Genomic DNA, 22,361 nt, shown 5'->3' with positions numbered 1-22,361 from the left:
CATGGCTATCCTGCATACCCAGCTCAATCCCCGTTCAGCGGAGTTCGCCGCCAACAGCGCGGCGATGCTTGAACAGGTCGACGCGCTGCACACCCTGCTCGCCCAAGTGGCGCAGGGCGGCGGCGCGAAAGCCCAGGAACGTCACACCTCGCGGGGCAAGTTGCTCCCGCGCGAACGCATCAACCGCCTGCTCGATCCGGGCTCGCCGTTTCTCGAGATCAGCCAGCTCGCCGCGCACGCGGTGTATGGCGAAGACGTTCCCGCTGCGGGCGTGATCGCCGGAATCGGCCGGGTCGAAGGCGTCGAGTGCATGATCGTCGCCAACGACGCGACAGTGAAAGGTGGCTCGTACTACCCGCTGACCGTGAAAAAACACTTGCGCGCGCAGACCATCGCCCAGCAGAACCGCCTGCCGTGCATCTATCTGGTGGACTCGGGCGGCGCCAACCTGCCGCGTCAGGACGAGGTGTTCCCGGATCGCGAGCACTTTGGCCGGATCTTCTTCAACCAGGCCAACATGAGCGCCATGGGCATTCCGCAGATCGCCGTGGTCATGGGCTCCTGCACCGCGGGCGGCGCGTATGTACCGGCGATGGCTGACGAAGCGATCATGGTGCGCAATCAGGCAACAATCTTCCTCGCCGGCCCACCGCTGGTGAAAGCCGCGACCGGTGAAGTGGTCAGCGCTGAAGATCTTGGCGGTGCCGATGTGCACTGCAAGATTTCCGGGGTCGCCGATCATTACGCCGAGAGCGACGAACACGCCCTCGCCCTCGCCCGCCGCAGCGTCGCCAACCTCAACTGGCGCAAGCTCGGCGAGCTGCAGCAGCGCACGCCGATTGCGCCGCTGTACGCCAGCGACGAGTTGTACGGTGTGGTTTCGGCCGATGCCAAGCAACCGTTCGACGTGCGCGAAGTGATTGCACGACTGGTCGACGGTTCGGTGTTCGATGAGTTCAAGGCGCTGTTCGGCACCACGCTGGTCTGCGGTTTTGCGCACTTGCACGGCTACCCGATCGCGATCCTCGCCAACAACGGCATCCTCTTCGCCGAAGCCGCGCAGAAAGGCGCGCACTTTATCGAACTGGCCTGCCAGCGCGGCATTCCGCTGCTGTTCCTGCAGAACATCACCGGGTTCATGGTCGGCCAGAAATACGAGGCCGGCGGCATCGCCAAGCACGGCGCGAAACTGGTGACCGCCGTGGCCTGCGCCAAAGTGCCGAAATTCACCGTGATCATCGGGGGCAGTTTCGGCGCCGGTAACTACGGCATGTGCGGGCGCGCTTACGATCCGCGTTTCCTGTGGATGTGGCCGAATGCACGCATCGGCGTGATGGGCGCCGAGCAGGCCGCGGGCGTGTTGGTGCAGGTCAAGCGCGAGCAGGCCGAACGCAGCGGCCAGACCTTCAGCGCCGCGCAGGAAGCCGAGATCAAGCAACCGATCCTCGATCAGTACGAAGAGCAGGGTCACCCCTACTACTCCAGCGCACGGCTGTGGGACGACGGCGTCATCGACCCGGCGCAGACCCGCGACGTACTCGGTCTGGCTTTGTCCGCGTCGTTGAACGCACCTATCGAACCGAGCCGCTTCGGCGTGTTCCGGATGTGATGCTTTTTTGTGGGAGCGGGCTTGCTCGCGAAAGCGGTGTATCAGTCGACGTATCCGCAACTGACAGACCGTCTTCGCGAGCAAGCCCGCTCCCACAGAAACCGTGGAGACGGATGAATATGAGCGACTTCAACACCCTCGAACTGCACAACGATCCACGGGGTTTCGCCACCCTGTGGCTCAATCGTGCGGAAAAGAACAACGCGTTCAACGCCGAAATGATCCGCGAACTGATCCTCGCACTGGACAAGGTTGCCAGCGACGCCAGCCTGCGTTTCCTTCTGCTGCGCGGGCGTGGCCGGCACTTCAGCGCCGGCGCCGATCTGGCGTGGATGCAGCAATCGGCTGAACTCGATTACCACACCAATCTGGACGACGCCCGCGAACTGGCGGAGCTGATGTACAACCTCGCCAAGCTGAAAATCCCGACCCTGGCCGTGGTGCAAGGTGCGGCGTTCGGCGGTGCGCTGGGGCTGATCAGTTGCTGCGACATGGCAATCGGCGCCGACGATGCGCAATTCTGTCTGTCGGAAGTGCGCATTGGTCTGGCGCCGGCGGTGATCAGTCCGTTCGTGGTGCAAGCCATCGGCGAACGTGCTGCACGTCGTTATGCCCTGACCGCCGAGCGCTTCGGTGGGCAGCGGGCGCGGGAAATCGGTTTGTTGTCCGAAAGCTACCCGGCCGCCGAGCTTGATCAAGCCGTCGAACAATGGATCGACAACCTGCTGCTCAACAGCCCCGCCGCGATGCGCGCCAGTAAAGATCTGCTGCGCGAAGTCGGCAACGGCGCGCTGACCCCGGCCCTGCGCCGTTACACCGAAAACGCCATCGCGCGCATCCGCGTCAGCCCCGAAGGCCAGGAAGGCTTGCGCGCCTTTCTGCAAAAACGTGCGCCGAGCTGGCAAGCCGCAACCACCCCCAAGGAGCCGCGTTGATGAGCGCACCTGTTCTCACCACCCTGCTGGTGGCCAACCGCGGCGAGATCGCTTGCCGGGTCATGCGTACCGCCAAGGCGCTGGGCCTGACCACCGTCGCCGTGCACAGCGCCACCGACCGCGAAGCGCGGCACAGCCGTGAAGCGGATATCCGCGTTGATCTCGGCGGCAGCAAAGCCGCCGACAGCTATCTGCAAATCGACAAGCTGATCGCGGCGGCCAAGGCCAGCGGCGCGCAGGCGATTCACCCGGGTTACGGCTTTCTGTCGGAGAACGCCGGATTCGCCCGTGCCATTGAACAGGCCGGACTGATTTTCCTCGGCCCGCCCGCCTCGGCCATCGACGCGATGGGCAGCAAGTCCGCAGCCAAGGCGCTGATGGAAACCGCCGGTGTGCCGCTGGTGCCGGGCTATCACGGCGAGGCGCAGGATCTCGAAACCTTCCGCGAGGCCTGCGCACGCATTGGTTATCCGGTGCTGCTCAAGGCCACGGCCGGTGGCGGCGGTAAAGGCATGAAAGTCGTCGAGGACGTCAGCCAACTGGCCGAAGCCCTGGCCTCGGCACAGCGTGAAGCGCAGTCGTCGTTCGGCGATTCGCGGATGCTGGTGGAGAAACACCTGCTCAAGCCGCGTCACGTGGAAATCCAGGTGTTCGCTGACCAGCACGGCAACTGCCTGTACCTCAACGAGCGTGATTGCTCGATCCAGCGCCGGCACCAGAAAGTCGTCGAAGAAGCCCCGGCCCCGGGCCTGACTCGGGAGCTGCGCCGGGCCATGGGCGAAGCGGCCGTGCGTTCGGCGCAGGCCATTGGTTACGTCGGTGCCGGCACCGTGGAATTTCTACTCGATGCGCGCGGCGAATTCTTCTTCATGGAGATGAACACGCGCCTGCAGGTCGAGCACCCGGTCACCGAAGCGATCACTGGCCTCGATCTGGTGGCGTGGCAGATTCGTGTGGCGCGTGGTGAAGCGTTGCCGATCACGCAGGATCAGGTGCCGCTCAATGGCCATGCGATTGAAGTGCGGCTGTATGCAGAGGATCCGTCGAATGATTTCCTGCCCGCCACCGGGCGTCTGGAGCTTTACCGCGAATCGGCTGCAGGGCCGGGGCGGCGAGTTGATAGCGGGGTTGGAGAAGGTGACGAGATTTCGCCATTCTACGACCCGATGCTCGGCAAGCTGATTGCCTGGGGCGAGGATCGCGAGCAGGCGCGGCTGCGCCTGTTGAGCATGCTCGATGAGTTCGCGATTGGCGGTTTGAAGACCAACATCAACTTCCTGCGGCGGATCATTGCGCATCCGGCATTTGCCGCTGCGGAGTTGGATACCGGGTTTATTCCGCGTTATCAGGAAACGTTGCTGCCGGCTCCGGGTGAACTGAGTGATGGGTTCTGGAATACGGCAGCGCAGGCTTTCGCGCAGAGTTTGCCGGGTACCGTTCGGGCGGATGATCCGGAGTCGCCGTGGGCCTTGAACAGTGGTTTGCGCGCCGGTCTGCCGGCAGAAGTCACTTTGCATTTGAGCTGCGAGGGCCAGGATCGGGCGCTGACGCTGAATAGCTCAGGCAACGCCACACTGTCCGGTGAAGCACTGGTGGTCGAGCACGATGGCGTACGCCGTGTCCTGCGGGCAATTCGTCAGGGCGATTCGCTGTACCTGCAATGGGACGGCGAGTTGCGGCGCATTCAGGCGTATGACCCGATCAGCGCCGTCGACGCCAGCCACAGCCATCAGGGCGGTCTGACCGCGCCAATGAACGGCAGCATCGTGCGGGTGTTGGTGGAGGCCGGGCAGTCGGTCGAAGCCGGTGCGCAACTGGTGGTGCTGGAAGCGATGAAGATGGAGCACAGCATCCGCGCGCCGCATGCGGGAGTGGTCAAAGCGCTGTATTGCCAGGAAGGTGAAATGGTCGGCGAAGGCAGCGCTTTGGTTGAACTGGAAGCCGTGTAAATGGGAGATCGATCCTACGCAAAACGAGGATCGATCTGACTAGAAACGCGCCGTAGCCTGAACCACCACGCCGATGATTCGAAACTCGTCGGTCAACAGGGCTTTGGGCCAGGTCGGATTGAGCGGTACCAGGTAACGCTGGCCGCCCTCTTCGTCCAGTTTGCGAAAGATCGCTTCATCGCAGCCTTGCCACTGGGCAATCACCAGTTTGCCGGGCACCGCTTCCACTTCCGGATCGACCAGGATCAACATGCCTTCGGCAATGCTCTGGCCCGAAGGTGCGGTCATCGAGTTTCCCGTCACTGTCAGCCAGAACGCCGCGCCACGGGCGTGATAATCCGTCAGTTCGAAACGCTGCTTGTCAGGCGTCGCGGCGTAAGTCGTGGATGCACCCTCACGCACTTCGCACGGGGTGTGCCAGTCGCTGACCGGATAGCGGAAATACGGGTTGTACTTCTGCGCCAGTGGCATCTCGTCATCGTCGACTTCCTGCGGTTCGCGAATCACCAGCACCACTTCCAGGAAGTCCATGCCCAGCGCCTGCAACACGCGGTTCATTTCCGTGATGCCCGGTTCACGACGTTTGTTCAGCCAATGGCCGATCCCGCCCTGGGACATGCCGACGCGCTCTCCGAGCTCTGTTTGAGTGATTTTGAGTTCACTCATCTTGGCCTTGACCAACTCAATCCATTTATCCATGTGCGGCACCTTACTCGGCCCGCCTTCGGCCGGCAAAACACATATTGTAGTATTTAAATTCTGGTCACAACTACGCATCGTACTATGCTGAAAGCACGGACTTTCAATCGAACAAGGAGTGACCCTTCACCATGAATATCAGCAGTAAAGACTTGCCCGACCTGCAAATGGACACCACGTTCACCTCCCCTCAGGGCAACGCAGCAGCGCAGCGAGCACTGGACTATTACTTGAAACCAGCTGTGTCAGAACCCGAAGTCGACGAGCGTTTTTTCGATGTGAAACGCCACCTCAGTGGCGAAGAGGCTCTGGTGCACGCCTCGGATCTGCTGCGCTGCGCAGCCGCCACCGCCTTCAAGGCAGCCGAAAACCTGCAAGGCGCAAGCCGTGACCTGGCATTTTCGGTGGTGCATATGGTGGATATGGCGCGAGCGATGGTCGACCATTCAATTGATGGCGAGCAGCTCTGAAGAACACGAGAAACGAACGGACAGGAAAGAATTTTCCAATCGCGCAGATAAAAACATTTGACTTGCAAATGATAATGATTATTATTGCAAGCAACTGGTCGCGAGATCAGTCGATGGAACAGAGACCTCAGGTCGGTCTCTGAACTATCTCCTCATCAGGCTAATCACGGTTTTTGACCCGGCTTTTTGCCGGGTCTTTTTTTTGCCCGTTTTTCGGGCTTATGGCTTCAGGCTAATGAAGTCTTTGGATGCTGCAAATTCGATGGCGCGGATAATATCAAAAGAATATCGCTTGGCAAGCTCAGCCCGGCCAGATTGGGGCAAACCAATGACAATTAGCACTTGAGAATCAATTGCACAGTCTCTAAGCTGCTTGCGCGTCATGGAAGACGCCCCCCACCGCAAGCCGCAATTTCCCTCGGTTTCCCTCCAGTCTTGCGTGTAAAGTAGCCGCCATAAAAATCATATTCAGGAATCGATATGACCGTGGCCAAATCTTCGTTCGACATCAGCGCCAATTTCGACAGCGGCAACATCCAAGTCATCGACATCTCCAATCCGCTCAACCCGGTTCTGGCCATTCGCCCCGATACCCGCAGCGCGCATTTTCAGTGGTTCCACTTCAAGGCCAGCGGCCTGCATGTTCATCAGGAACACTGGTTTCGCCTGGTCAACGCCAGCCAATCCTCTTACAACAAAGCCTGGACCGGCTATCAGGCCGTCGCTTCCTACGACCACGTCAACTGGTTCCGCATTCCCACCAGTTTTGAAGGCGACAGCCTGCGCTTTTGCCTCGAAGCCGAGCAAACCCATGCCTGGTTCGCCTACTTCGAACCCTACAGCCGCGGTCGTCATGACTGGCTGATCGAGCAGGCGCTGACCAAGGCCGGCACCGAACTGCTGGCCACCGGCAAGAGCGTCGAGGGTCGTGACATTCAACTGCTACGCAAGGGCAGCGGTGCCGAAGGTCAGCGCAAAGTCTGGATCATCGCGCAACAACACCCGGGCGAGCACATGGCCGAATGGTTCATGGAAGGCGTGATCGAGCGCCTGGAACGCCACGACGATCCCGTGCTGAACACGCTGCTCGCCAGTGCCGATCTGTATCTGGTGCCGAACATGAACCCGGACGGCGCCTTCCACGGTCACCTGCGCACCAACGCCATGGGCCAGGACTTGAACCGCGCCTGGCAGAGCGCCAGTCAGGACGTCAGCCCCGAAGTACTTTTCGTACAGCAGCAAATGGAAAAGTACGGCGTCGATCTGTTCCTCGACGTACACGGTGATGAGGAAATCCCCCACGTGTTCACCGCCGGTTGCGAAGGCAACCCGGGGTACACGCCGCGCATCGAGAAGCTCGAAGAGCATTTCCGCACCCACCTCAAACACACCACCAAAGATTTCCAGACCAAGTACGGCTACACCCGCGACGAACCGGGCCAGGCCAACATGACCCTGGCCTGCAACGCTGTCGGCCAGAAATACGACTGCCTGTCGCTGACCCTGGAAATGCCGTTCAAGGATCACGATGACCATCCGAACAAAGAAACGGGCTGGTCCGGCAAGCGCTCGAAACAGTTGGGCAAGGACGTGCTGACCACCATCGCCGACATGGTCGACACCCTGCGCTGATCCCTCCCCTGCTCCACCCAAAGATCGCAGCTTTGTCTGCGATCTTTTTTTTGCGCAATCAAACGCCACGACCAACAAGGTTGCAAATTAAAACCAGAATCCTTACCGTGATTCTGGTTTTAATTTGAAACCCAAAAAGGAATCAGGGCATGCAACCTCAACCCCTCAAAAGCAGCGTTGTGCTGCTGTTCGCCATCGCCTGTGGACTGGCCGTGGGCAACGTGTATTACGCGCAGCCGCTGCTGGACGCCATGGCCGAGGCCTTCGCCATGTCGCCAGCCACCATCGGCATCGTCATCACTCTGACGCAGATCGGCTATGGCATCGGTCTGGTGTTGCTGGTGCCACTCGGCGACCTGCTCAACCGACGGCGGCTGATCGTCACCCAGACCCTGCTCTCGGCCGCCGCGCTGTTGATGATCGCGCTGGCGCCCAGCAGCGCGTGGTTGTTGCTCGGCATGACCCTGACCGGTTTGCTCGCGGTGGTGACGCAAGTGCTGGTGGCGTACGCCGCGACACTGGCGATCCCGGCGCAGCGCGGTCGCGTGGTCGGCGTGGTCACCAGCGGCATCGTCGTCGGCATTCTGCTTGCTCGCACGATTGCCGGGGCCATGGCTGATCTGGCGGGTTGGCGCGCGATCTATCTGCTGTCTGCGGGTCTGACGCTGCTGATGGCGCTGCTGCTGTTGCGCGTATTGCCCAAGGATGAAGCCGCGCAGCCCGCGAGCGGTTACGGCGCGCTGATCGCTTCGGTGTTCAGCCTGTTCCGGCAAGAGCCGGTGCTGCGCCAACGGGCAATCCTCGCGTTGCTGACATTCGCCAGCGCCATGGTCCTGTGGACGCCGATGGTACTGCCGCTGGCCGCCCCGCCGCTGTCGTTGTCGCACAGTGAAATCGGCCTGTTCGGCTTGGCCGGCGCCGCCGGTGCACTCGCCGCCGCGCGTGCCGGACATCTGGCTGATCGCGGCCTCGGCCAATGGGTCAGTGGTCTGTCGCTGCTGCTGATGCTCGCTTCGTGGCTACCGATCGCCCTCACCCAATCCTCGTTGTGGGCGCTGTTGCTGGGGGTGATCACCCTCGATCTGGGCTTGCAGGCCGTGCACGTCACCAGCCAGAGCATGATCTACAGCGTGCGTCCCGAAGCGCAAAGCCGCCTCACCGCCGGCTACATGCTGTTCTATTCGATCGGCAGCGCATTGGGTTCGATTACCTCGACGGCGATGTACGCCTGGGCTGGCTGGACCGGCGTGTGTCTGCTTGGCGCCGCTATCAATGCAGTGGCACTGGGTTATTGGTGGCTGCCCCTGAAAAGTGGCGCACCCCAGCGGTGCGCCACACAAGCGGGTTAATCGCGATCGCGACCGCGCAACATGCTGTCGAGCACCTCGTCGCGGCGCACCCAACCGTGGAACAGCGCCGCCGCCAGGTGCAACAGCACCGTCAGGAACAACAGGTACGCCAGATAGCCATGCGCCTTGCGCAGCAGGGCAAACACTTGCGCATCGGCCGGCAGGATCGACGGCAACTGCAAGGTATTGCTGAGCATCACCGGCTCCCCCGACGCACTGATCATCGCCCAACCGAGCACCGGCAGCACCAGCATCAACGCGTACAACAACACATGCGAAGCCTTGGCCGCCATCACCTGCCAGCCCGGCAGATCGGCCGGCAGCGGCGGCTGTCGGGTAGAAAACCGTACCAACAGGCGCACGACCACCAGCAGCAGAATCGCGATCCCCAGCGGTTTATGCAGATGAATCAGCCATTCATGCCGCTGTGAAACCGAAGTGACCATGCCGGCGCCAATGAACAACATGGCGATGATCATCAGCGCCATCAGCCAGTGCAGCAGCCGCGCCAACAGCGCGAAATGAGTCGGTTGCGTGCTCATGGGCGAGCCTCCTGACGGGCGGCGGGCAATTGGCTGACTTCGCTGGTTCGCCGCAGATAGGAATCGGCGTAACCGGCGGAACGCGCGGCGAGCAGCGGGTCGTCGGAGCCTTCGATACCAGCCGGCAGCACCAGCGGATCGTAGTTGATGTCGCGGCATTCGCCGCTGAGCTGCGGCTGAGTCTTCTCCAGCACCAGCGTGCCGGCGTTGATCACCTTGCGGCCCTCGGGCCAGGCTTTGCTGGCATCGTTCACCGGATCACCGGGGTTGGCCAGGGTGATATTCAACTGCCAGCGCAACGGCCCTTCGGCCAGACGCTGCACCAGATCCTTCTCGAGAAAATCCGCACCCTCCGGCGCCGAGGCTCCGGCGGCATCACGCGCCAGTGGCGTGACACTCCAGCGCACCGCCTGCTTCTGCCCACTGGCGTTGACCAGATAGAACGCATTCACACTGTTGTAGGTTTCAGTGGCATAGCTGGCCGACGGTTTGGCGGTCTTCACCCACATCAGAAACGGCACGGCTTCCGGGTGGGCGGCGAAGAATGCCGGCACTTTCGACGGATCCGGTTTACCTGTGGCCGGATCCGGCGACTGTGCCTGCTGCAACTGGTAGAACGCCTCGGGAGTGCCGACCGGGAACACCGGCATGCTGTTCATCCCGGTGCGCCATTGCTGACCATTGGCTTGAGTGAAACGCAGCGCCAGACTGCGGATCGGCACACTGCTGTCCGGTGCGTAGGGATTCCCCGCCGGCAAGGCGAAGCGCCCGACCACCGGGGTGTGCGCCTCGTTGAACACCTGCGCGGCAGAAAACGCCCGCGCCTCGCCACTGCTCTCGAAATGCCCGATCACGCACACGCCCTTGGCGTGGTTGCGCCGAAACCCGGGATGCACGCCGTTGTTTTTCTCCAATACATCGACGAGCGCCTTGGGCGTCAGACGTTGTGGGTCAAGATTACCGTGCACGTAGGCAAACGCCCCGGCGACAGCGGCAACGACCACGGCAATCGCCGTCAGGCGCAACACTGTGCTCGCGGCACTCAAGGGCGGGCGCGGCGGCCTGCCCGGCGGTGAAGTGCGATCAACCATGAATAACTCCAGGGCCATCGGCCACAAGTAGGAAGAATCAGCAAGACGCACCCCGTCGGGATTTATTCCATGGCCCGGTATTTATTTTTCCGAACGTGGAATAACCTCGAACGGCAGACGTCTCCCTAGTCCACAGCGTAGTGACTAGCAGAAATTCATGAGCGAATTCGACGAACAGTTGAGAGAAATCATTCCCAGATTGCGCCGCTTTGCCGTGTCACTGACCCGCAACAGCAGCAGCGCCGACGATCTGGTGCAGGCCAGCCTCGAGCGGGCCCTGTCCGGCTGGGGCGCAAAACGCGCCGAGGGTGACGTGCGCGCATGGCTGTTCGCGATCCTCTATCGACAGTTTCTCGACGCCCATCGGCGCTCACGCCGTTATGCGCGAATGCTCGAATTCTTCACTGGTCGCGACGACGCCGAGCCCTCGACCGAACGCACAGTCATCGCCCAATCCACCTTGCGAGCCTTCGATCATCTGCCCACCGAGCAACGCGCTTTGTTGCTGATGGTCTCGGTCGAAGGCCTGAGCTACAAGGAAGTCGCCGAAATCCTTAACGTCCCCACCGGCACCGTGATGTCGCGCCTGTCCCGCGCCCGCCAGGCCCTGCGCCAGCTCAGCGACGGCGAAATCAGCAGCCCTTCTTTGCGGATACTCAAATGATCAGCATGCCTCCCAGTGAGCGTGACCTGCACGCTTACGTCGACCATCAACTCAACGAGGCCGACCGACGGATACTCGACGCCTGGCTGGTCAATCATCCGGAAGAGGCGGCGCAGGTTCGCGCCTGGCAGCACGACGCCCAGCTACTGCGCGCAGCACTCGGTGGTGCATTGCAGCAACCGGCCAATCCGGCGCTTGAACCGGCGCTGATCCGCCAGCGTCTCAAGCGTCAGTCGCGACGTCATCTGGCCAGCGCGGCGGTGTTGCTGATCGCGGTCGGCATCGGCGGTTTCAGTGGCTGGCAGGCGCGGGAAATGACCCTCGTGCGCTCTTCCACGCTACCGATGACCGATGCCTTGCAGGCCTATCGATTGATTGCCCAGCAGGGAATTCTGCCGGCGGACTACAAGGTTGCCAGTGACGGCGACATGCAGCATTGGCTCGACCGCTATTTCACCCGGGCCAGTCGCTTGCCGGATCTGAAATCCGCCGGCTTCGAGCCGGTCAGCGGTCGTCTGCTCAGCACCGATGAAGGCCCGGCGGCGATGGTGGTGTATGAGGATCGCAGCGGCCACAAGATCAGTTTCTACGTGCGACCACCGGGACCTGAAAACACCTTCCTGCCACGCGGCAGCCGCAGCGACGGCGATCTGCAGGCCGATTACTGGTCCGGTGGCGGATACAACTATGCGCTGGTCAGCCCGACGGACTCGCCGGCGGCGCAGGTGCTCAAGCAATCACAACCCTTCTGAATCTGCTGCATACCCCTGTGGGAGCGGGCTTGCTCGCGAAAGCGGCAGATCAGTCGACAACATTGTTGAATGACACACCGCTTTCGCGAGCAAGCCCGCTCCCACCTGGGTTCATCGTATGATTCAGAAGCCTACATCGAGCACCACATTGTCCAGATACGTCCCCGCGGGCGGCGTGGTCTGGTCGGTGTAGATTTTCGCGTTGTAGTTGAAGATCTGGCTTCCCGTGCCCAAGCCATTCCCCGGATTGACCTCGGCGTCGGTACTGGAGCGGCGCGCACTGCCGACACTGCCCCAACGAGTGGTGCCGGCGCTTTTGAAGATGTCGTAGGCCAGATAATTGCTCCCGGAAATCATCCGTCGTCGTCCGCCGACACTGACCGGATTCTGCCCGTCGCTCAAACCGACCGTGTAGGCACTGCCCTTGGTACAGGCCAGATTGATCGTCTGCCCGGTCACCGGGGTAAAGGCGCTGATCACCGGTGCGCTGCCGAAGGCAATGTTCGGCGCGGTAATCGTACAGTCGTTGGACACGGTCAGGTTCACGGTCAACGTCGCGGTACCGCTATTGATGTCGCGCCCCAGACAAACACTGCCGATACCGATCCCGGAGCAGTAATTCCAGTTCCAGAAAATGCTCAGGGTTTCCGTATAGACACCGGCGGCGACGTTGCTGCCAATGGTCGTGCCCAGATACAGCGGCACGGTTTTTGGGGTGGTGCCGTTGAGCAGTCCCAAGGCGTCGATGATGCCGTTGCGCGCGAAGTCGAATGCGGTGCCACGGGTGACCGGATAGCTGGTGCTGTTGTTGGCGTAGATCGTGTAGCCGATGACGTCGCCGGTCGGCCCGAGCAAGCCGCTCTGGGTCGAGGTGATGGTGGCGTAGAAATGATCGTTGCTGGTCAGCAATGACAGCAGCGAACCGGTACAACTCAAACCGGCATTCAGCGTGGAACTGGGCTGCGTCGTAGTGCGCACGGCAATCGAGCTGATCGAGCCAAACGCTGCCGGCGTGGTGCTGACCACCGAGCACAGGGCCTGCGCCGCCCCCGGCAGCAGCAACGCCAGACAAAGGCAGACTCGGGCACCGATCATTGGCACACCAGCGGGCCGATCAGCGGCACTTGGCTTTGCTGCGTATCCACGTCGAATCGGGCCTTGCAGGTCTTGCCGTCGGCCAGTGTCACCTGCAACGAATTCTGTGCCTGCAGGTTTTCCAGATAGACCAGACCATCCCAGCCCACCACCGTGCGCGTACCGCTCTGTTCGTGCAGCACACCCGCCCCCAAAGGCAGTTCGCGTTGCTGCGCATCCACCAGCACGATGCTCGCGGCAACCACCCGCGTCAGTGGAAACTCCAGCAGATAGCCGCTGCCACGGCGAACGGCAATGCGCTGTTCGACGTTGGGGCTGCGCACGTTGGCGGGCAAATTCAGCGGATCGATTTCGTATTTGCCACGGTAGTAGGCGCTACTCCACGGCACCAGCAAGTGACCGTTTTTATCGGTCTGACCGACCTGCTGGTTTTCGTAGCGCACCGGAATATCGGCGAAACCGTCGGTGCTGACCACTACAAACGCGTCATCGATGCGATTGGCGGCGAACACTTGCCGGTCCATCCACACCAGCGAGCCACTGGCGTCGGCCCAGCGGGTTTCAGCCTCCGAAGTGCCATAGACACCGGCCTGCAATTGCACCGATTGCAGACGCCAGGTCACATCCGCCTGACGATAATCCGCGCCGTCACCCTTGGCGTAACCCAGATTGAAGCCGACTCCGCCCTCAGTCGGTACCGAACGACTGTAATTGACCCGCTGCTGACTCTGCCCGGTCTTGCTGCGCTCGCTGCTGATCGCCAGGCTGCCGCGCAGATCGAACGGAATCACCAGTTGCGCCTGCACCGCCCAGTTGCTGTCGCCCATCTCGCGGTTGGCCGACAGATAGACGCTGCTGTTGCGCCACAGCGGTTTGCTCCAACTCAGGTTGAGCAGACGCGTGCGCGAATCGTCCGCCGCGCGCACGTCGAAATAACCGACACCGAGGCTGCCCCAGCGCTCGAGGTTGACACTCAGGGTCGCCTGCTCGCTGCGCCGGCTGAGGCTGATGTAAGGGCTGTCGATCACGCTCAGGTCGGCGTATTGGTCGCGACGTTGCAGGCGCTGCCAGGAAAAACTGTAGCGTTGGCTGCTGTACTGATAACCGAGGCTCACCTGCTCGCCGGCGTCGCCCTCGAACCGGCTCTGACTGATGGCGCTATTGAGTACGCCGAAATTGCCCAGACGCAAATTGCCGCCGATGCCGCCGAGGGTCAGCGAGTCAGCCGCTTCGGCGTGGCTTTCCAGGGTGAAGCTGTCGCTGACACCGTAGCGCAGGCTGCCGGAAGTCACACCAGGGCCATAGCTGAAGTCCTTCAAGCCGTAATCACGGCGCAACGTACCGGCCGCCACCGAGAAATCACTCAGGCCTTTTTGCAGCAGGCTGCTGGTGACGTAGAACGGCACCGTGGTCGACACCTGCCGCCCTAATGCATCGGTGGTCACTACCACGGCCTCCCCGACGCCGTTGATGAAGGGAATGTTGGTCAGGGTATACGGCCCCGGTTGCAGGTCGGTGCTACTCGACTTGTAGCCGTTGATGAACAGATCCACCGACGACGGCACCGCGGCCTCGCCGGCGAACTGCGGCAACGGATAAGTCACCAGATCCGGGCGCACGGCAAAATCCCGTGAAAATTGCACGCCGCCCAGGCGCACCGAGTTGCTCCACGGCAAGGCGCCGCTGATCACGTCCCCGCCTTCGTAGGTGAGCATTCGCTCGTCATCGGAGTAACGCCAGGTGGTGTCGTAGCGCAGGTAACCGTTGTCGAGCGTGCTGACCGAATCCCCGGACAAGGTGCGCCGGTACTGCCCGGTGTTGGACAGCGTGCCCCAGCTATCGAACAGCCGCACCTCATTCCACGCCGCCAGATAAGTGCCGGCATCGTCGGTGTCGTTGAGGTACAGGTCATAGTTGAACAACGCGCCGAAACTGCTCAGCGCCGGGGTGCGTGGATAGTTCTCGCGGTTGCCGATGAACTGGTCCGGCAACCACTGCGGTGGCACGTCCAGCAGCAGGCGCTGGCCGACACTGTCGTATTCGCTGTGCAGTCCCGGCAAACCGTCGAGATCGACTTCGTCAGCGCTGCCCTCGGGCAATTTCATCCCGGTTTCGCGCAATGCACTGGCCGGCAGAAACAGATGCCCGTTACGCTGCTGCACCGCCACCACCCGCCCGGTATTCATCTGATTGACCACCAATTCCAGAAACAACTGTGCATCACTCACAGCCTCCAAGCCGCTGGGCGGCGGCGGCAGTTCGCCGGCCTCAGATGGTTGCACGAACATCAGGCACCACGCGCCGGTCATGAGCCACAACGGACGCTGAATACGACGAGCCCATCCCGGGCTCATACACGCTTTACGTCCGTCAATGGACTTGATCCTCCTGATGCCACTCTTGCCAAAGCCAGCTATCTTTCTCTGGAATTTTGACGACCTGACGCAATCATTGTGGCGAGGGAGCTTGCTCCCGCTCGGCGGCGCAGCCGTCGTTAGATCTGTTTAAGCGGGCTGTCTGACATGGCTTGGGGCTGCTTCGCAACCCGGCGGGAGCAAGCTCCCTCGCCACACAAGTCCGCTCGGCATGGCTCTCTTTTCAGCGTCCCGGCGCAATGCTCTGCACCTGCGCCCCGCCATTGACCCGCACCTGCAACGCCGACTCACTGGCCAACGGCCCCGGTGCCGGCCAGCGCATGACCGCGCCCGGCAGGACATACCCCAGCAGCCCCTCGGCCAATGGCTTGCTTTGCCCACCTTGTTTGATTGCCACGTCGGTCAGCCGCGCGTGTACCGCGCCCTGGTTGCGAACTTCGACGTACGGCCGACCGTCCACCGCCACCGTGCGCCAGCTCAGCTGCGGCACACCGATACCTTTGGGATCACGCGGGCGCGTGCTGTCCTCCTTGCTCCACAGCCCCGCGCCGTAAGCAAACAACGGCACCGAATAGCGCATCTGGAAGCGGATCGCCGCCGCCGTTTTGCCGCCCTCGGCAGCCGGCGGCTGAGCGGAAGGGATTTCGTCGATGATGATGCGGTAGGCCAGTTCCTGCCCTGGTGGCACATCCTTGGTTCGGGTCAGACGCACCAGTTGTTTCTGCCCCGGTTCGATCTTCGCCACCGGTGGGCTGCCGATCACGTCGCGCTGGTTCTGGTATTGCTCCTCAAAGCCGCTCTGGCTCCAGCCGAACACACGGATCTGCAGGTTGGCGGTTTCCGTGCCACGGTTTTCCAGCCACAACGCACTGGCCTGTTGATCGGCTTCCAGCACCGGATCGATCGGCCAGATCAACACCGAACTGGCGGCCTGCGCACTGCCGCCCCCGAGCATGACCAGTGCCAGCATCGCGCACCGTACAACCCAATGCCCTGACGTAACTGCCCCCATGAACCTGCTCCTTGTCGGCCATTCAAACGTCGTCTCACCACGACAGTTGCACCTGCAACACGTCGCTATACGTCCCCCCAGGCTGATTGCCCGGCAACTGCACCTGACCGTAAATCGGCAGGCTTATGTTGTTCGCATCGCTATAGGCCACCGCCACGCTCTGACCGATGCCCAGGCTCTGGCTGTAAGCCGCATCACGAAACAGCGCGTAAGCCACCCGCGCACTGCCGCTGTTGATCTGCATGTGGCGACCGCTGCTGTTGTACTGGCCGCCATCGACGCTCATGTTCAAGGTCACACCGGGGGTGCATTGCAGCTGCACGCCGCCGGTCAATGCCACTTGCACCGTTCCCGTCGCGAGGGCCGAGCGCGAGCCGAAATTCAGCCCGCCGTAATTCGACACCCCGCCGACTACCAGACACCCCGGCGTGACGGTCGCGCTGACCTGAAAGCTCTGGCTGGTCGCCGCCCCCAGCGGCAGCGGCACACTGCCCGCACAGAGCAGGAGCAGCGCGACACAGCCCTGCCGGCGCATGGCATCAGAACGTCAGTTCGACAGCGACGGTGTCGGTGTAAGTCCCGGCCGGCAGTCCGGCCTTGCCCACAGCCTGACCGTAGATATTCACCGTCTGCGCCACGCCAGTGCTGGTCGCCAGGTTGATCGTGCCGTCGATCGGCAGCAGCTGTGAATGCCCGGCATCGGTGTAGAAATCGTACGGCACGTAGTTGGCGACACCGTCGTACAGCGCACGAGCGCCGCCCGGCGACTGCCCGTCGTGAGCACCGGCGCGCACTTTGACCACCGGGGTCGTGCCGCTGGAACAGAGAATCGACAACGCCCCGCCGCCACCGCCGAGCACTTGCCCGCTGGCGGTGGTGAACAGACTGTTGGCGGTACCGAAGTTCAGCGCACCGAAGTTCAGGCCCGTGGAGCCGCCGGCGCCATTGACCTGACAGCTGCTGATCAGAGTCAGACTGGCGGTGATCTGGCCGGTGACCGTGGTGGCGGCATTGGCACTGGAAACCAGCGTCAGGCCGAGCAACGACAAACCTATCCTTGATGCAAACGTACGCATGGTGTCCGTCCTCTACGGGGTTACCAGTCGAGCGTCACCGTCAGGGTGTCGGTATAGACCCCTGCCGGTACCGCGCGGGTATTCGCCACCACCGTGCCAAACACCGGAATCGGTATTTGCGCACCGCTGGTGACAGCGAAATTGTGTTGTTGACCAATGCTGTAGCGCTGGCTGCCGGAGGCATCCAGAAAGAGTTGATAAGGCAGGGTCTGGCGCCCGTTGCTCAGGCGGCGGGTGGTGCCGTCACCGTGGCTGCCGCCATCGATGGTGACGGTGAAACCGGTGACCGAAGGATTGCAGGCGACATTCAGCTTGCCGCTGCTGTCGCTGTCGAGACTGGCCTTGATCGGCGCGTTCCAGGTCGGCCCCTGCTGACCGAAATCGAGGGTACCCAGATTGCTCACCGGGATCGCCGGGGTGGCGCTGTTGGTGACTTCGCACCCGGCGATCAGGATCAGCCGCGCATTGATCTGCCCGCTGATTGCCGCCTGTGCGTCGTCAGCGAGCAACAGCAGCGTACCCGTGGCGATGACCATCCAGTGCTTGCCTGTCATTGCGTCCGTCCCTGCTCCTTGAGGATGTCTGCGTACCTTGCGTTCGTCATCGAACGCCCCTTCCCTGCGCAACCCGCCTCCAGCGAATTGCCTGAAAAATCTGCACTCACCACGTCACGGTGACTTTGACCAGATCCGAATACCGACTGACCTGTGGCACCTGCGCCAGGCGCTCGATTCGCCCATACAGCGGCAACTCCACCGTTCCGGTGTCCGGCACCCGACCGCTGACCGGCACGTCCACCACCAGCGGCACCCGCCGCGCCGCATCCTGATACAACCGGTAAGGAATCGGTTGGTTCCCCGCCGCCCCCACCATGTAGCGAACCTCGCCGACCCCGCCATGCAGACCGCCGTCGACACGCAGTTGATACGGCGTGTCGGGGTTGCACTCCAGGCGCGGCAAGCGCTGGTTGGTCAGCGCCGCACCCAGTGGCCCGGCCGGATCATCGAGGCGCGCCGTGCTGCCGAAATCCAGCACGCCCAGTTGTTCGATACCCGCCTCGCGCTGCTGGCCGATCAGTTGGCAACCGCGCTGCACATCAACGCGAACCTCGACCTGAAGCTCCGCCGCGTACACCGAGCCCCCAAGCCACCCGAGCAGGGCCACCACCACACGTGTAATCACTGCCTCATTCCTTGTGAGGGAACACCCGGATGACGTTACTGTGTTTCAGGTTAGCAACGGTCGACGAATCCGCCAGTCGATTGGATCCATGGATCTGCCGGGATATGTTTCGAAAGTTTGGCAACACGGCGAATCACATCGCTGAAAAAAGCTATACGCCCTGCACAAAGTTGTTCAGTTATCGCCCACAGTCGACGAACCGCGATGGAAGCTCGGCGCAGCCTCTGGTTACACTACGTCGCCGCGCTCCCGGGCGCCGGTCTGATGAACACGGAGTGACTGCACAGTGCCCTCTCGAGCGCCCAAACGATCGCCACTGGCCCCGCGCTGGTCGGCGTTGCGCCGCTGGTTCGCCAAAGGCAGGCCAGCCAACGCCGGGCATGACGCCATTGCCCGCTCGATCCACGAATACTTCCGGCAAAAGGCCCATGGTCAGGGTTACACCCTCAGCCACAGCCAGCAGCGGGTGATTGATTGCATGGCACAGCAGGCCAGCCTGTTGTTCGGCGCCAGCGCGCAAACGCCGCCGAGCCTGTACCTGCATGGTGCGGTCGGACGCGGCAAGAGCTGGCTGCTCGACGGTTTTTTCCAGGCACTGCCGACCGCGCAGAAGCAGCGTGTGCATTTCCATGCGTTCTTCGCCCGGCTGCATCAGGGCATGTTCGACCATCGCGAACAGAACGATGCCCTCGCCGTCACCCTCGACGAACTGTTGGACGATTGTCGGGTTCTGTGTTTCGACGAATTTCATGTGCATGACATCGGCGATGCGATGCTCATTACCCGCCTGTTCAAGGCCTTGTTCCAGCGCGGCATTCTGTTGCTGGTAACCTCCAACTATCCGCCGGAAGGCTTGCTGCCCAACCCGCTCTATCATGCGCGTTTCAAACCGGTGATCGATTTGATCAACGCGCGAATGCAGGTCATGGAAGTCGGCGGCCCCCACGATTACCGCAGTCAGGCGAGCAATCATGCGCATCAGTTGTTCACTCAAGGCCACTATGTGTGGCCGGCCACCGCAACCCAGCGCCAGGCCTTGAACCTGCCGCCGCAGGGCGCGCCGGCCATTGCCTTGCCGGTGGGCACCCGGCACTTTCAGGCACGTCTGTGCGAGGGCCGCACCGTCGGCTTCACGTTCAACGATGTGTGCGAGCAAGCGACGGCGGTGATGGATTATCTGGAACTGTGTCGGCGCTTCGACCGCTGGATCATCGATGATCTGCCGGAACTGGATGAGTGCTCGATCGCCGCGCAACAACGCTTCATCAACCTGATCGACTTGCTCTACGACCAGGACAAACACCTGACTCTGCTCAGCCGCCTGCCACTGCGCGAGGCGCTCGGCGGCAACGCCATCGACCTGGCCCGGACCCGCAGCCGTTTGGGGCAGTTGCAGGAAATCCACTGAGCCCATTGATCACCATTGTGGGAGCGGGCTTGCTCGCGAAAGCGGAGTGTCTCTGACAAATCACTGATTGACAGGACGCCTTCGCGAGCAAGCCCGCTCCCACCGAGGATCAGGGTGTTGTCCAGGTTCAGATCAATGCAAATTCCGGCTTTGCCGCTATCATGTCGCCCATTCCGAGCGCTCGGCGCCTCTTTCCCTGGACAGTGAACACCTACATGCACACCCTTGCTCAATTGCGCGCCGGCGAGTTGTCGGGCATTACCCGGCTTGATCTGTCTTGCGGTCTGACCGAGTTTCCCCGCGAAATTTTCGAGCTGGCCGACACGCTGGAGGTACTCAACCTCAGCGGCAATGCCTTGAGCAGCCTGCCCGACGACCTGCATCGCCTGACCCGAATGCGCATTCTGTTCTGCTCGGATAACCACTTCACCGAGGTGCCAGCCTGTGTCGGCCAATGTACGGCGCTGACGATGATCGGCTTCAAGGCCAACCGCATCAGCCACGTGCCGGGCGCAGCACTGCCGCCGCTGCTGCGCTGGTTGATCCTGACCGACAACTGCATCGAAACCCTGCCGACCGAGCTGGGTGAGCGTCCTTACCTGCAAAAACTGCTGCTGGCCGGCAATCGCCTGCAAACGCTGCCGGCCTCCATGAGCCAATGTCACCGTCTGGAGCTGATCCGCATCGCCGCCAACCGCCTGCGCGAACTGCCGCAATGGTTGCTGACCCTGCCAAACCTGACCTGGCTGGCCTATGCCGGTAATCCACTGGAAACCGAAGCCGACGCCGCCGCGCTGGAAGCCACGCCGCTGATCGACTGGTCGGCGCTGCGTCTGGAACAACGCTTGGGCGAAGGCGCTTCGGGGGTGATTTCCCGGGCATTGTGGCAGCGGGCCGACGGCTCGCAGGTGCCGGTCGCAGTGAAGCTCTATAAAGGTGAAATGACCAGCGACGGTTCGCCGCTGCACGAGATGAACGCCTGCATCACCGCCGGCCTGCACCCGAACCTGATTCGCGTGGAGGGCCGCATTCACGATCATCCTGACGGCCAACATGGCCTGGTGATGCAACTGATCGATCCGAGCTTCCGTAACCTCGCGGCATTGCCAAGCCTGGCCAGTTGCTCGCGGGATGTGTATGCCGAGGATTGCCGGTTCAGTGCAGAGGTGGCGTTGAACATTGCCCAAGGCATCGCTTCGGCGGCTGAACACCTGCATCAACAGGGCATCACCCACGGCGATCTCTACGGCCACAACATTCTGTTGAACGATCAGGGCGATTGCTTGCTGGGGGATTTCGGCGCGGCGTCGTTCCATGCCACCACCGACAACCTGGAAACCCGGGCGCTGCAACGCATCGAAGTACGGGCGTTCGGGATTCTGCTCGGGGAATTGCTGGCGCGCATCGACTCAGGGTTGAGCGATGAGCGGCGCGAGCGGCTGCAAGCGCTGGAACAGCGTTGCTGTCAGCCGGATGTGCTGGCGCGACCGGGGTTCAGCGAAGTGATCGAGGTGCTGGAAAAGCTTTAACTGACGCAAATCCTGTGGCGAGGGCGCTTGCTCCCGCTGGACGGCAAAGCTGTCCCAAAAACAACGACTGCTGCGCAGCCGAGCGGGAGCAAGCGCCCTCGCCACAGTTATCTTTGCAACAGATCAGCCCGCCAGACCAACAAACATGTCCTGCACATCGTCATGGTTGTCGAGGCCTTCGAGGAACGCTTCAACTTCAGCCATCTGCTCGGCACTCAGGCCGCTGACCGGGTTCTTCGGCTGGTAGCCGAGTTTGGCCGACAGCACAGTGAAACCTTGCTCAGGCAGGGCCTTCTGTACCGCGTCGAGGTCGGTCGGATCGGTCAGGAACAGAGTTGCGCCCTCTTCGCCCGGTTCGAAGTCCTGGGCACCGGCCTCGATCGCGGCCATTTCCGGATCGGCGTCCGGGGTGTCCGGCGCAGCTTCGATCATGCCGACGTGGTTGAAATCCCAGGCCACCGAACCGGAAGCACCCAATTGGCCCTTACGGAAGGCCACGCGAATTTCTGCGACGGTGCGGTTGATGTTGTCGGTGACGCACTCGACGATCAACGGAACCTGATGCGGCGCGAAACCTTCGTACGTCACGCGGTGGTACTGCACGGTTTCGCCCAGCAGGCCGGCGCCTTTCTTGATGGCGCGGTCCAGGGTTTCCTTGGGCATCGAAGCTTTCTTGGCCTGTTCGACCACCAGACGCAGGTGTGCGTTGGTGGCGGTATCGGCACCGTTGCGGGCAGCGATGGTGATTTCTTTCACCAGTTTGCCGAAGATCTTGCCCTTGGCGTTGGCTGCCGCTTCTTTGTGTTTAACCTTCCACTGTGCGCCCATTACTCACTCTCTTGATCTGTGGCGCCGAGACATCTATTGGCCGACGCGTGGCGCCAAGTTTATACGGCCTAAAGTTGGCAATCGACCAAAAATATTCATTGTTGAATCGACATCTTCACCACACCTTGTAGGGCGATTCTGAAAACCACACTAGCCATGACCAT

Annotated in this window: 22 protein-coding genes and 1 pseudogene; 11 read left to right on the top strand and 12 right to left on the bottom strand. The window is 61.9% G+C overall.

From position 1 onward, the window contains the following. Window position 1 precedes the first annotated feature (1 nt). From LCH64_RS22545 to LCH64_RS22535, 3 genes are all read left to right on the top strand, one after another. A complete protein-coding gene (locus tag LCH64_RS22545; protein WP_003223701.1) occupies window positions 2-1,609 on the top strand; it encodes a carboxyl transferase domain-containing protein in 1,608 nt (535 codons plus the stop codon). Between the two features lie 119 nt (window positions 1,610-1,728). Then, window positions 1,729-2,544 (top strand): gamma-carboxygeranoyl-CoA hydratase, encoded by an 816-nt coding sequence (locus LCH64_RS22540; RefSeq protein WP_226501296.1) that lies wholly within the window; start codon window positions 1,729-1,731, stop codon window positions 2,542-2,544. Beyond that, entirely contained in the window at window positions 2,544-4,493 is a 1,950-nt protein-coding gene (locus LCH64_RS22535) for an acetyl/propionyl/methylcrotonyl-CoA carboxylase subunit alpha (RefSeq protein WP_226501295.1), read from the top strand. The genes LCH64_RS22540 and LCH64_RS22535 overlap by 1 nt, the downstream gene beginning before the upstream one ends. 39 nt (window positions 4,494-4,532) lie before the next feature. Here the strand turns inward: LCH64_RS22535 and LCH64_RS22530 are convergent, their stop codons facing one another. Further along, window positions 4,533-5,192 (bottom strand): S24 family peptidase, encoded by a 660-nt coding sequence (locus tag LCH64_RS22530; RefSeq protein ID WP_226501294.1) that lies wholly within the window; start codon window positions 5,190-5,192, stop codon window positions 4,533-4,535. Between the two features lie 131 nt (window positions 5,193-5,323). Here LCH64_RS22530 and LCH64_RS22525 point away from each other — a divergent pair, with 131 nt between their 5' ends. Beyond that, entirely contained in the window at window positions 5,324-5,662 is a 339-nt protein-coding gene (locus LCH64_RS22525) for a DUF3077 domain-containing protein (RefSeq protein WP_003223691.1), read from the top strand. A gap of 219 nt (window positions 5,663-5,881) precedes the next feature. Here LCH64_RS22525 and LCH64_RS22520 read toward each other — a convergent pair whose 3' ends face one another. Further along, window positions 5,882-6,046: a hypothetical protein gene (locus LCH64_RS22520; RefSeq protein ID WP_157160359.1), complete on the bottom strand. Its 165-nt coding sequence runs from the start codon at window positions 6,044-6,046 to the stop codon at window positions 5,882-5,884. Between the two features lie 96 nt (window positions 6,047-6,142). On the opposite strand from LCH64_RS22520, the gene LCH64_RS22515 reads away from it, so the two are divergent. Further along, the gene (locus LCH64_RS22515) at window positions 6,143-7,294 is read left to right on the top strand and encodes a M14-type cytosolic carboxypeptidase (RefSeq protein ID WP_003223690.1); all 1,152 of its coding nucleotides are present in this window, start codon (window positions 6,143-6,145) and stop codon (window positions 7,292-7,294) included. Between the two features lie 149 nt (window positions 7,295-7,443). Further along, window positions 7,444-8,643 carry an MFS transporter gene (locus LCH64_RS22510; RefSeq protein WP_226501293.1) on the top strand — a complete coding sequence of 400 codons (1,200 nt, stop codon included), beginning with the start codon at window positions 7,444-7,446 and terminating at the stop codon, window positions 8,641-8,643. On the opposite strand, the gene LCH64_RS22505 is transcribed toward LCH64_RS22510, so the two are convergent. Further along, the gene (locus LCH64_RS22505) at window positions 8,640-9,185 is read right to left on the bottom strand and encodes a cytochrome b (RefSeq protein WP_003223686.1); all 546 of its coding nucleotides are present in this window, start codon (window positions 9,183-9,185) and stop codon (window positions 8,640-8,642) included. The two genes, LCH64_RS22510 and LCH64_RS22505, sit on opposite strands and share 4 nt — an antisense overlap. Beyond that, window positions 9,182-10,276, bottom strand: coding sequence for a catalase family peroxidase (locus LCH64_RS22500; protein ID WP_226501292.1), 1,095 nt, complete (start codon window positions 10,274-10,276; stop codon window positions 9,182-9,184). The genes LCH64_RS22505 and LCH64_RS22500 overlap by 4 nt, the downstream gene beginning before the upstream one ends. Before the next feature lie 157 nt (window positions 10,277-10,433). Here LCH64_RS22500 and LCH64_RS22495 point away from each other — a divergent pair, with 157 nt between their 5' ends. The 3 genes and pseudogenes from LCH64_RS22495 to LCH64_RS22485 all read left to right on the top strand — a co-directional run. Further along, window positions 10,434-10,940 (top strand): RNA polymerase sigma factor, encoded by a 507-nt coding sequence (locus LCH64_RS22495; RefSeq protein ID WP_003223683.1) that lies wholly within the window; start codon window positions 10,434-10,436, stop codon window positions 10,938-10,940. Continuing rightward, complete coding sequence (locus LCH64_RS22490; protein ID WP_226501291.1) at window positions 10,937-11,692, top strand: anti-sigma factor; 756 nt, start codon at window positions 10,937-10,939, stop codon at window positions 11,690-11,692. Before LCH64_RS22495 ends, LCH64_RS22490 begins: the two co-directional genes overlap by 4 nt. After that, window positions 11,677-11,796: pseudogene (locus LCH64_RS22485) on the top strand (metal ABC transporter ATP-binding protein); the annotation flags it as partial. The gene LCH64_RS22490 and the pseudogene LCH64_RS22485, both read left to right, overlap by 16 nt. Before the next feature lie 19 nt (window positions 11,797-11,815). Here LCH64_RS22485 and LCH64_RS22480 read toward each other — a convergent pair. The 7 genes from LCH64_RS22480 to LCH64_RS22450 form a co-directional block, all read right to left on the bottom strand. Further along, window positions 11,816-12,787 (bottom strand): spore coat U domain-containing protein, encoded by a 972-nt coding sequence (locus tag LCH64_RS22480; protein WP_226501290.1) that lies wholly within the window; start codon window positions 12,785-12,787, stop codon window positions 11,816-11,818. Further along, complete coding sequence (locus tag LCH64_RS22475; RefSeq protein ID WP_226501289.1) at window positions 12,784-15,141, bottom strand: fimbria/pilus outer membrane usher protein; 2,358 nt, start codon at window positions 15,139-15,141, stop codon at window positions 12,784-12,786. Before LCH64_RS22475 ends, LCH64_RS22480 begins: the two co-directional genes overlap by 4 nt. 244 nt (window positions 15,142-15,385) lie before the next feature. Next, the gene (locus LCH64_RS22470) at window positions 15,386-16,174 is read right to left on the bottom strand and encodes a molecular chaperone (RefSeq protein ID WP_103486222.1); all 789 of its coding nucleotides are present in this window, start codon (window positions 16,172-16,174) and stop codon (window positions 15,386-15,388) included. A gap of 34 nt (window positions 16,175-16,208) precedes the next feature. After that, window positions 16,209-16,709, bottom strand: a complete 501-nt coding sequence (locus tag LCH64_RS22465) for a spore coat U domain-containing protein (RefSeq protein ID WP_226501288.1) — start codon at window positions 16,707-16,709, stop codon at window positions 16,209-16,211. 4 nt (window positions 16,710-16,713) lie between these two features. Further along, a complete protein-coding gene (locus LCH64_RS22460; protein WP_198760174.1) occupies window positions 16,714-17,250 on the bottom strand; it encodes a spore coat U domain-containing protein in 537 nt (178 codons plus the stop codon). Between the two features lie 20 nt (window positions 17,251-17,270). Next, window positions 17,271-17,804, bottom strand: a complete 534-nt coding sequence (locus tag LCH64_RS22455; protein ID WP_007961146.1) for a spore coat U domain-containing protein — start codon at window positions 17,802-17,804, stop codon at window positions 17,271-17,273. A gap of 106 nt (window positions 17,805-17,910) precedes the next feature. Continuing rightward, window positions 17,911-18,432, bottom strand: coding sequence for a spore coat U domain-containing protein (locus LCH64_RS22450; protein ID WP_226501287.1), 522 nt, complete (start codon window positions 18,430-18,432; stop codon window positions 17,911-17,913). 286 nt (window positions 18,433-18,718) lie between these two features. On the opposite strand from LCH64_RS22450, the gene zapE reads away from it, so the two are divergent. Beyond that, a complete protein-coding gene (gene zapE / locus LCH64_RS22445) occupies window positions 18,719-19,840 on the top strand; it encodes a cell division protein ZapE (protein WP_226501286.1) in 1,122 nt (373 codons plus the stop codon). A 215-nt stretch (window positions 19,841-20,055) separates the two neighbouring features. Further along, the gene (locus LCH64_RS22440) at window positions 20,056-21,369 is read left to right on the top strand and encodes a protein kinase (RefSeq protein ID WP_226501285.1); all 1,314 of its coding nucleotides are present in this window, start codon (window positions 20,056-20,058) and stop codon (window positions 21,367-21,369) included. 123 nt (window positions 21,370-21,492) lie between these two features. On the opposite strand, the gene LCH64_RS22435 is transcribed toward LCH64_RS22440, so the two are convergent. Further along, window positions 21,493-22,197 carry a YebC/PmpR family DNA-binding transcriptional regulator gene (locus tag LCH64_RS22435; RefSeq protein WP_003223660.1) on the bottom strand — a complete coding sequence of 235 codons (705 nt, stop codon included), beginning with the start codon at window positions 22,195-22,197 and terminating at the stop codon, window positions 21,493-21,495. Window positions 22,198-22,361: the final 164 nt, after the last annotated feature.

Source organism: Pseudomonas sp. MWU16-30322 (assembly GCF_020515535.1).
GTDB lineage: Bacteria > Pseudomonadota > Gammaproteobacteria > Pseudomonadales > Pseudomonadaceae > Aquipseudomonas > Aquipseudomonas fluorescens_H.
The sequence above is the reverse complement of the archived record's forward strand: the minus strand, read 5'-3'. Positions and strand labels throughout refer to the sequence as shown.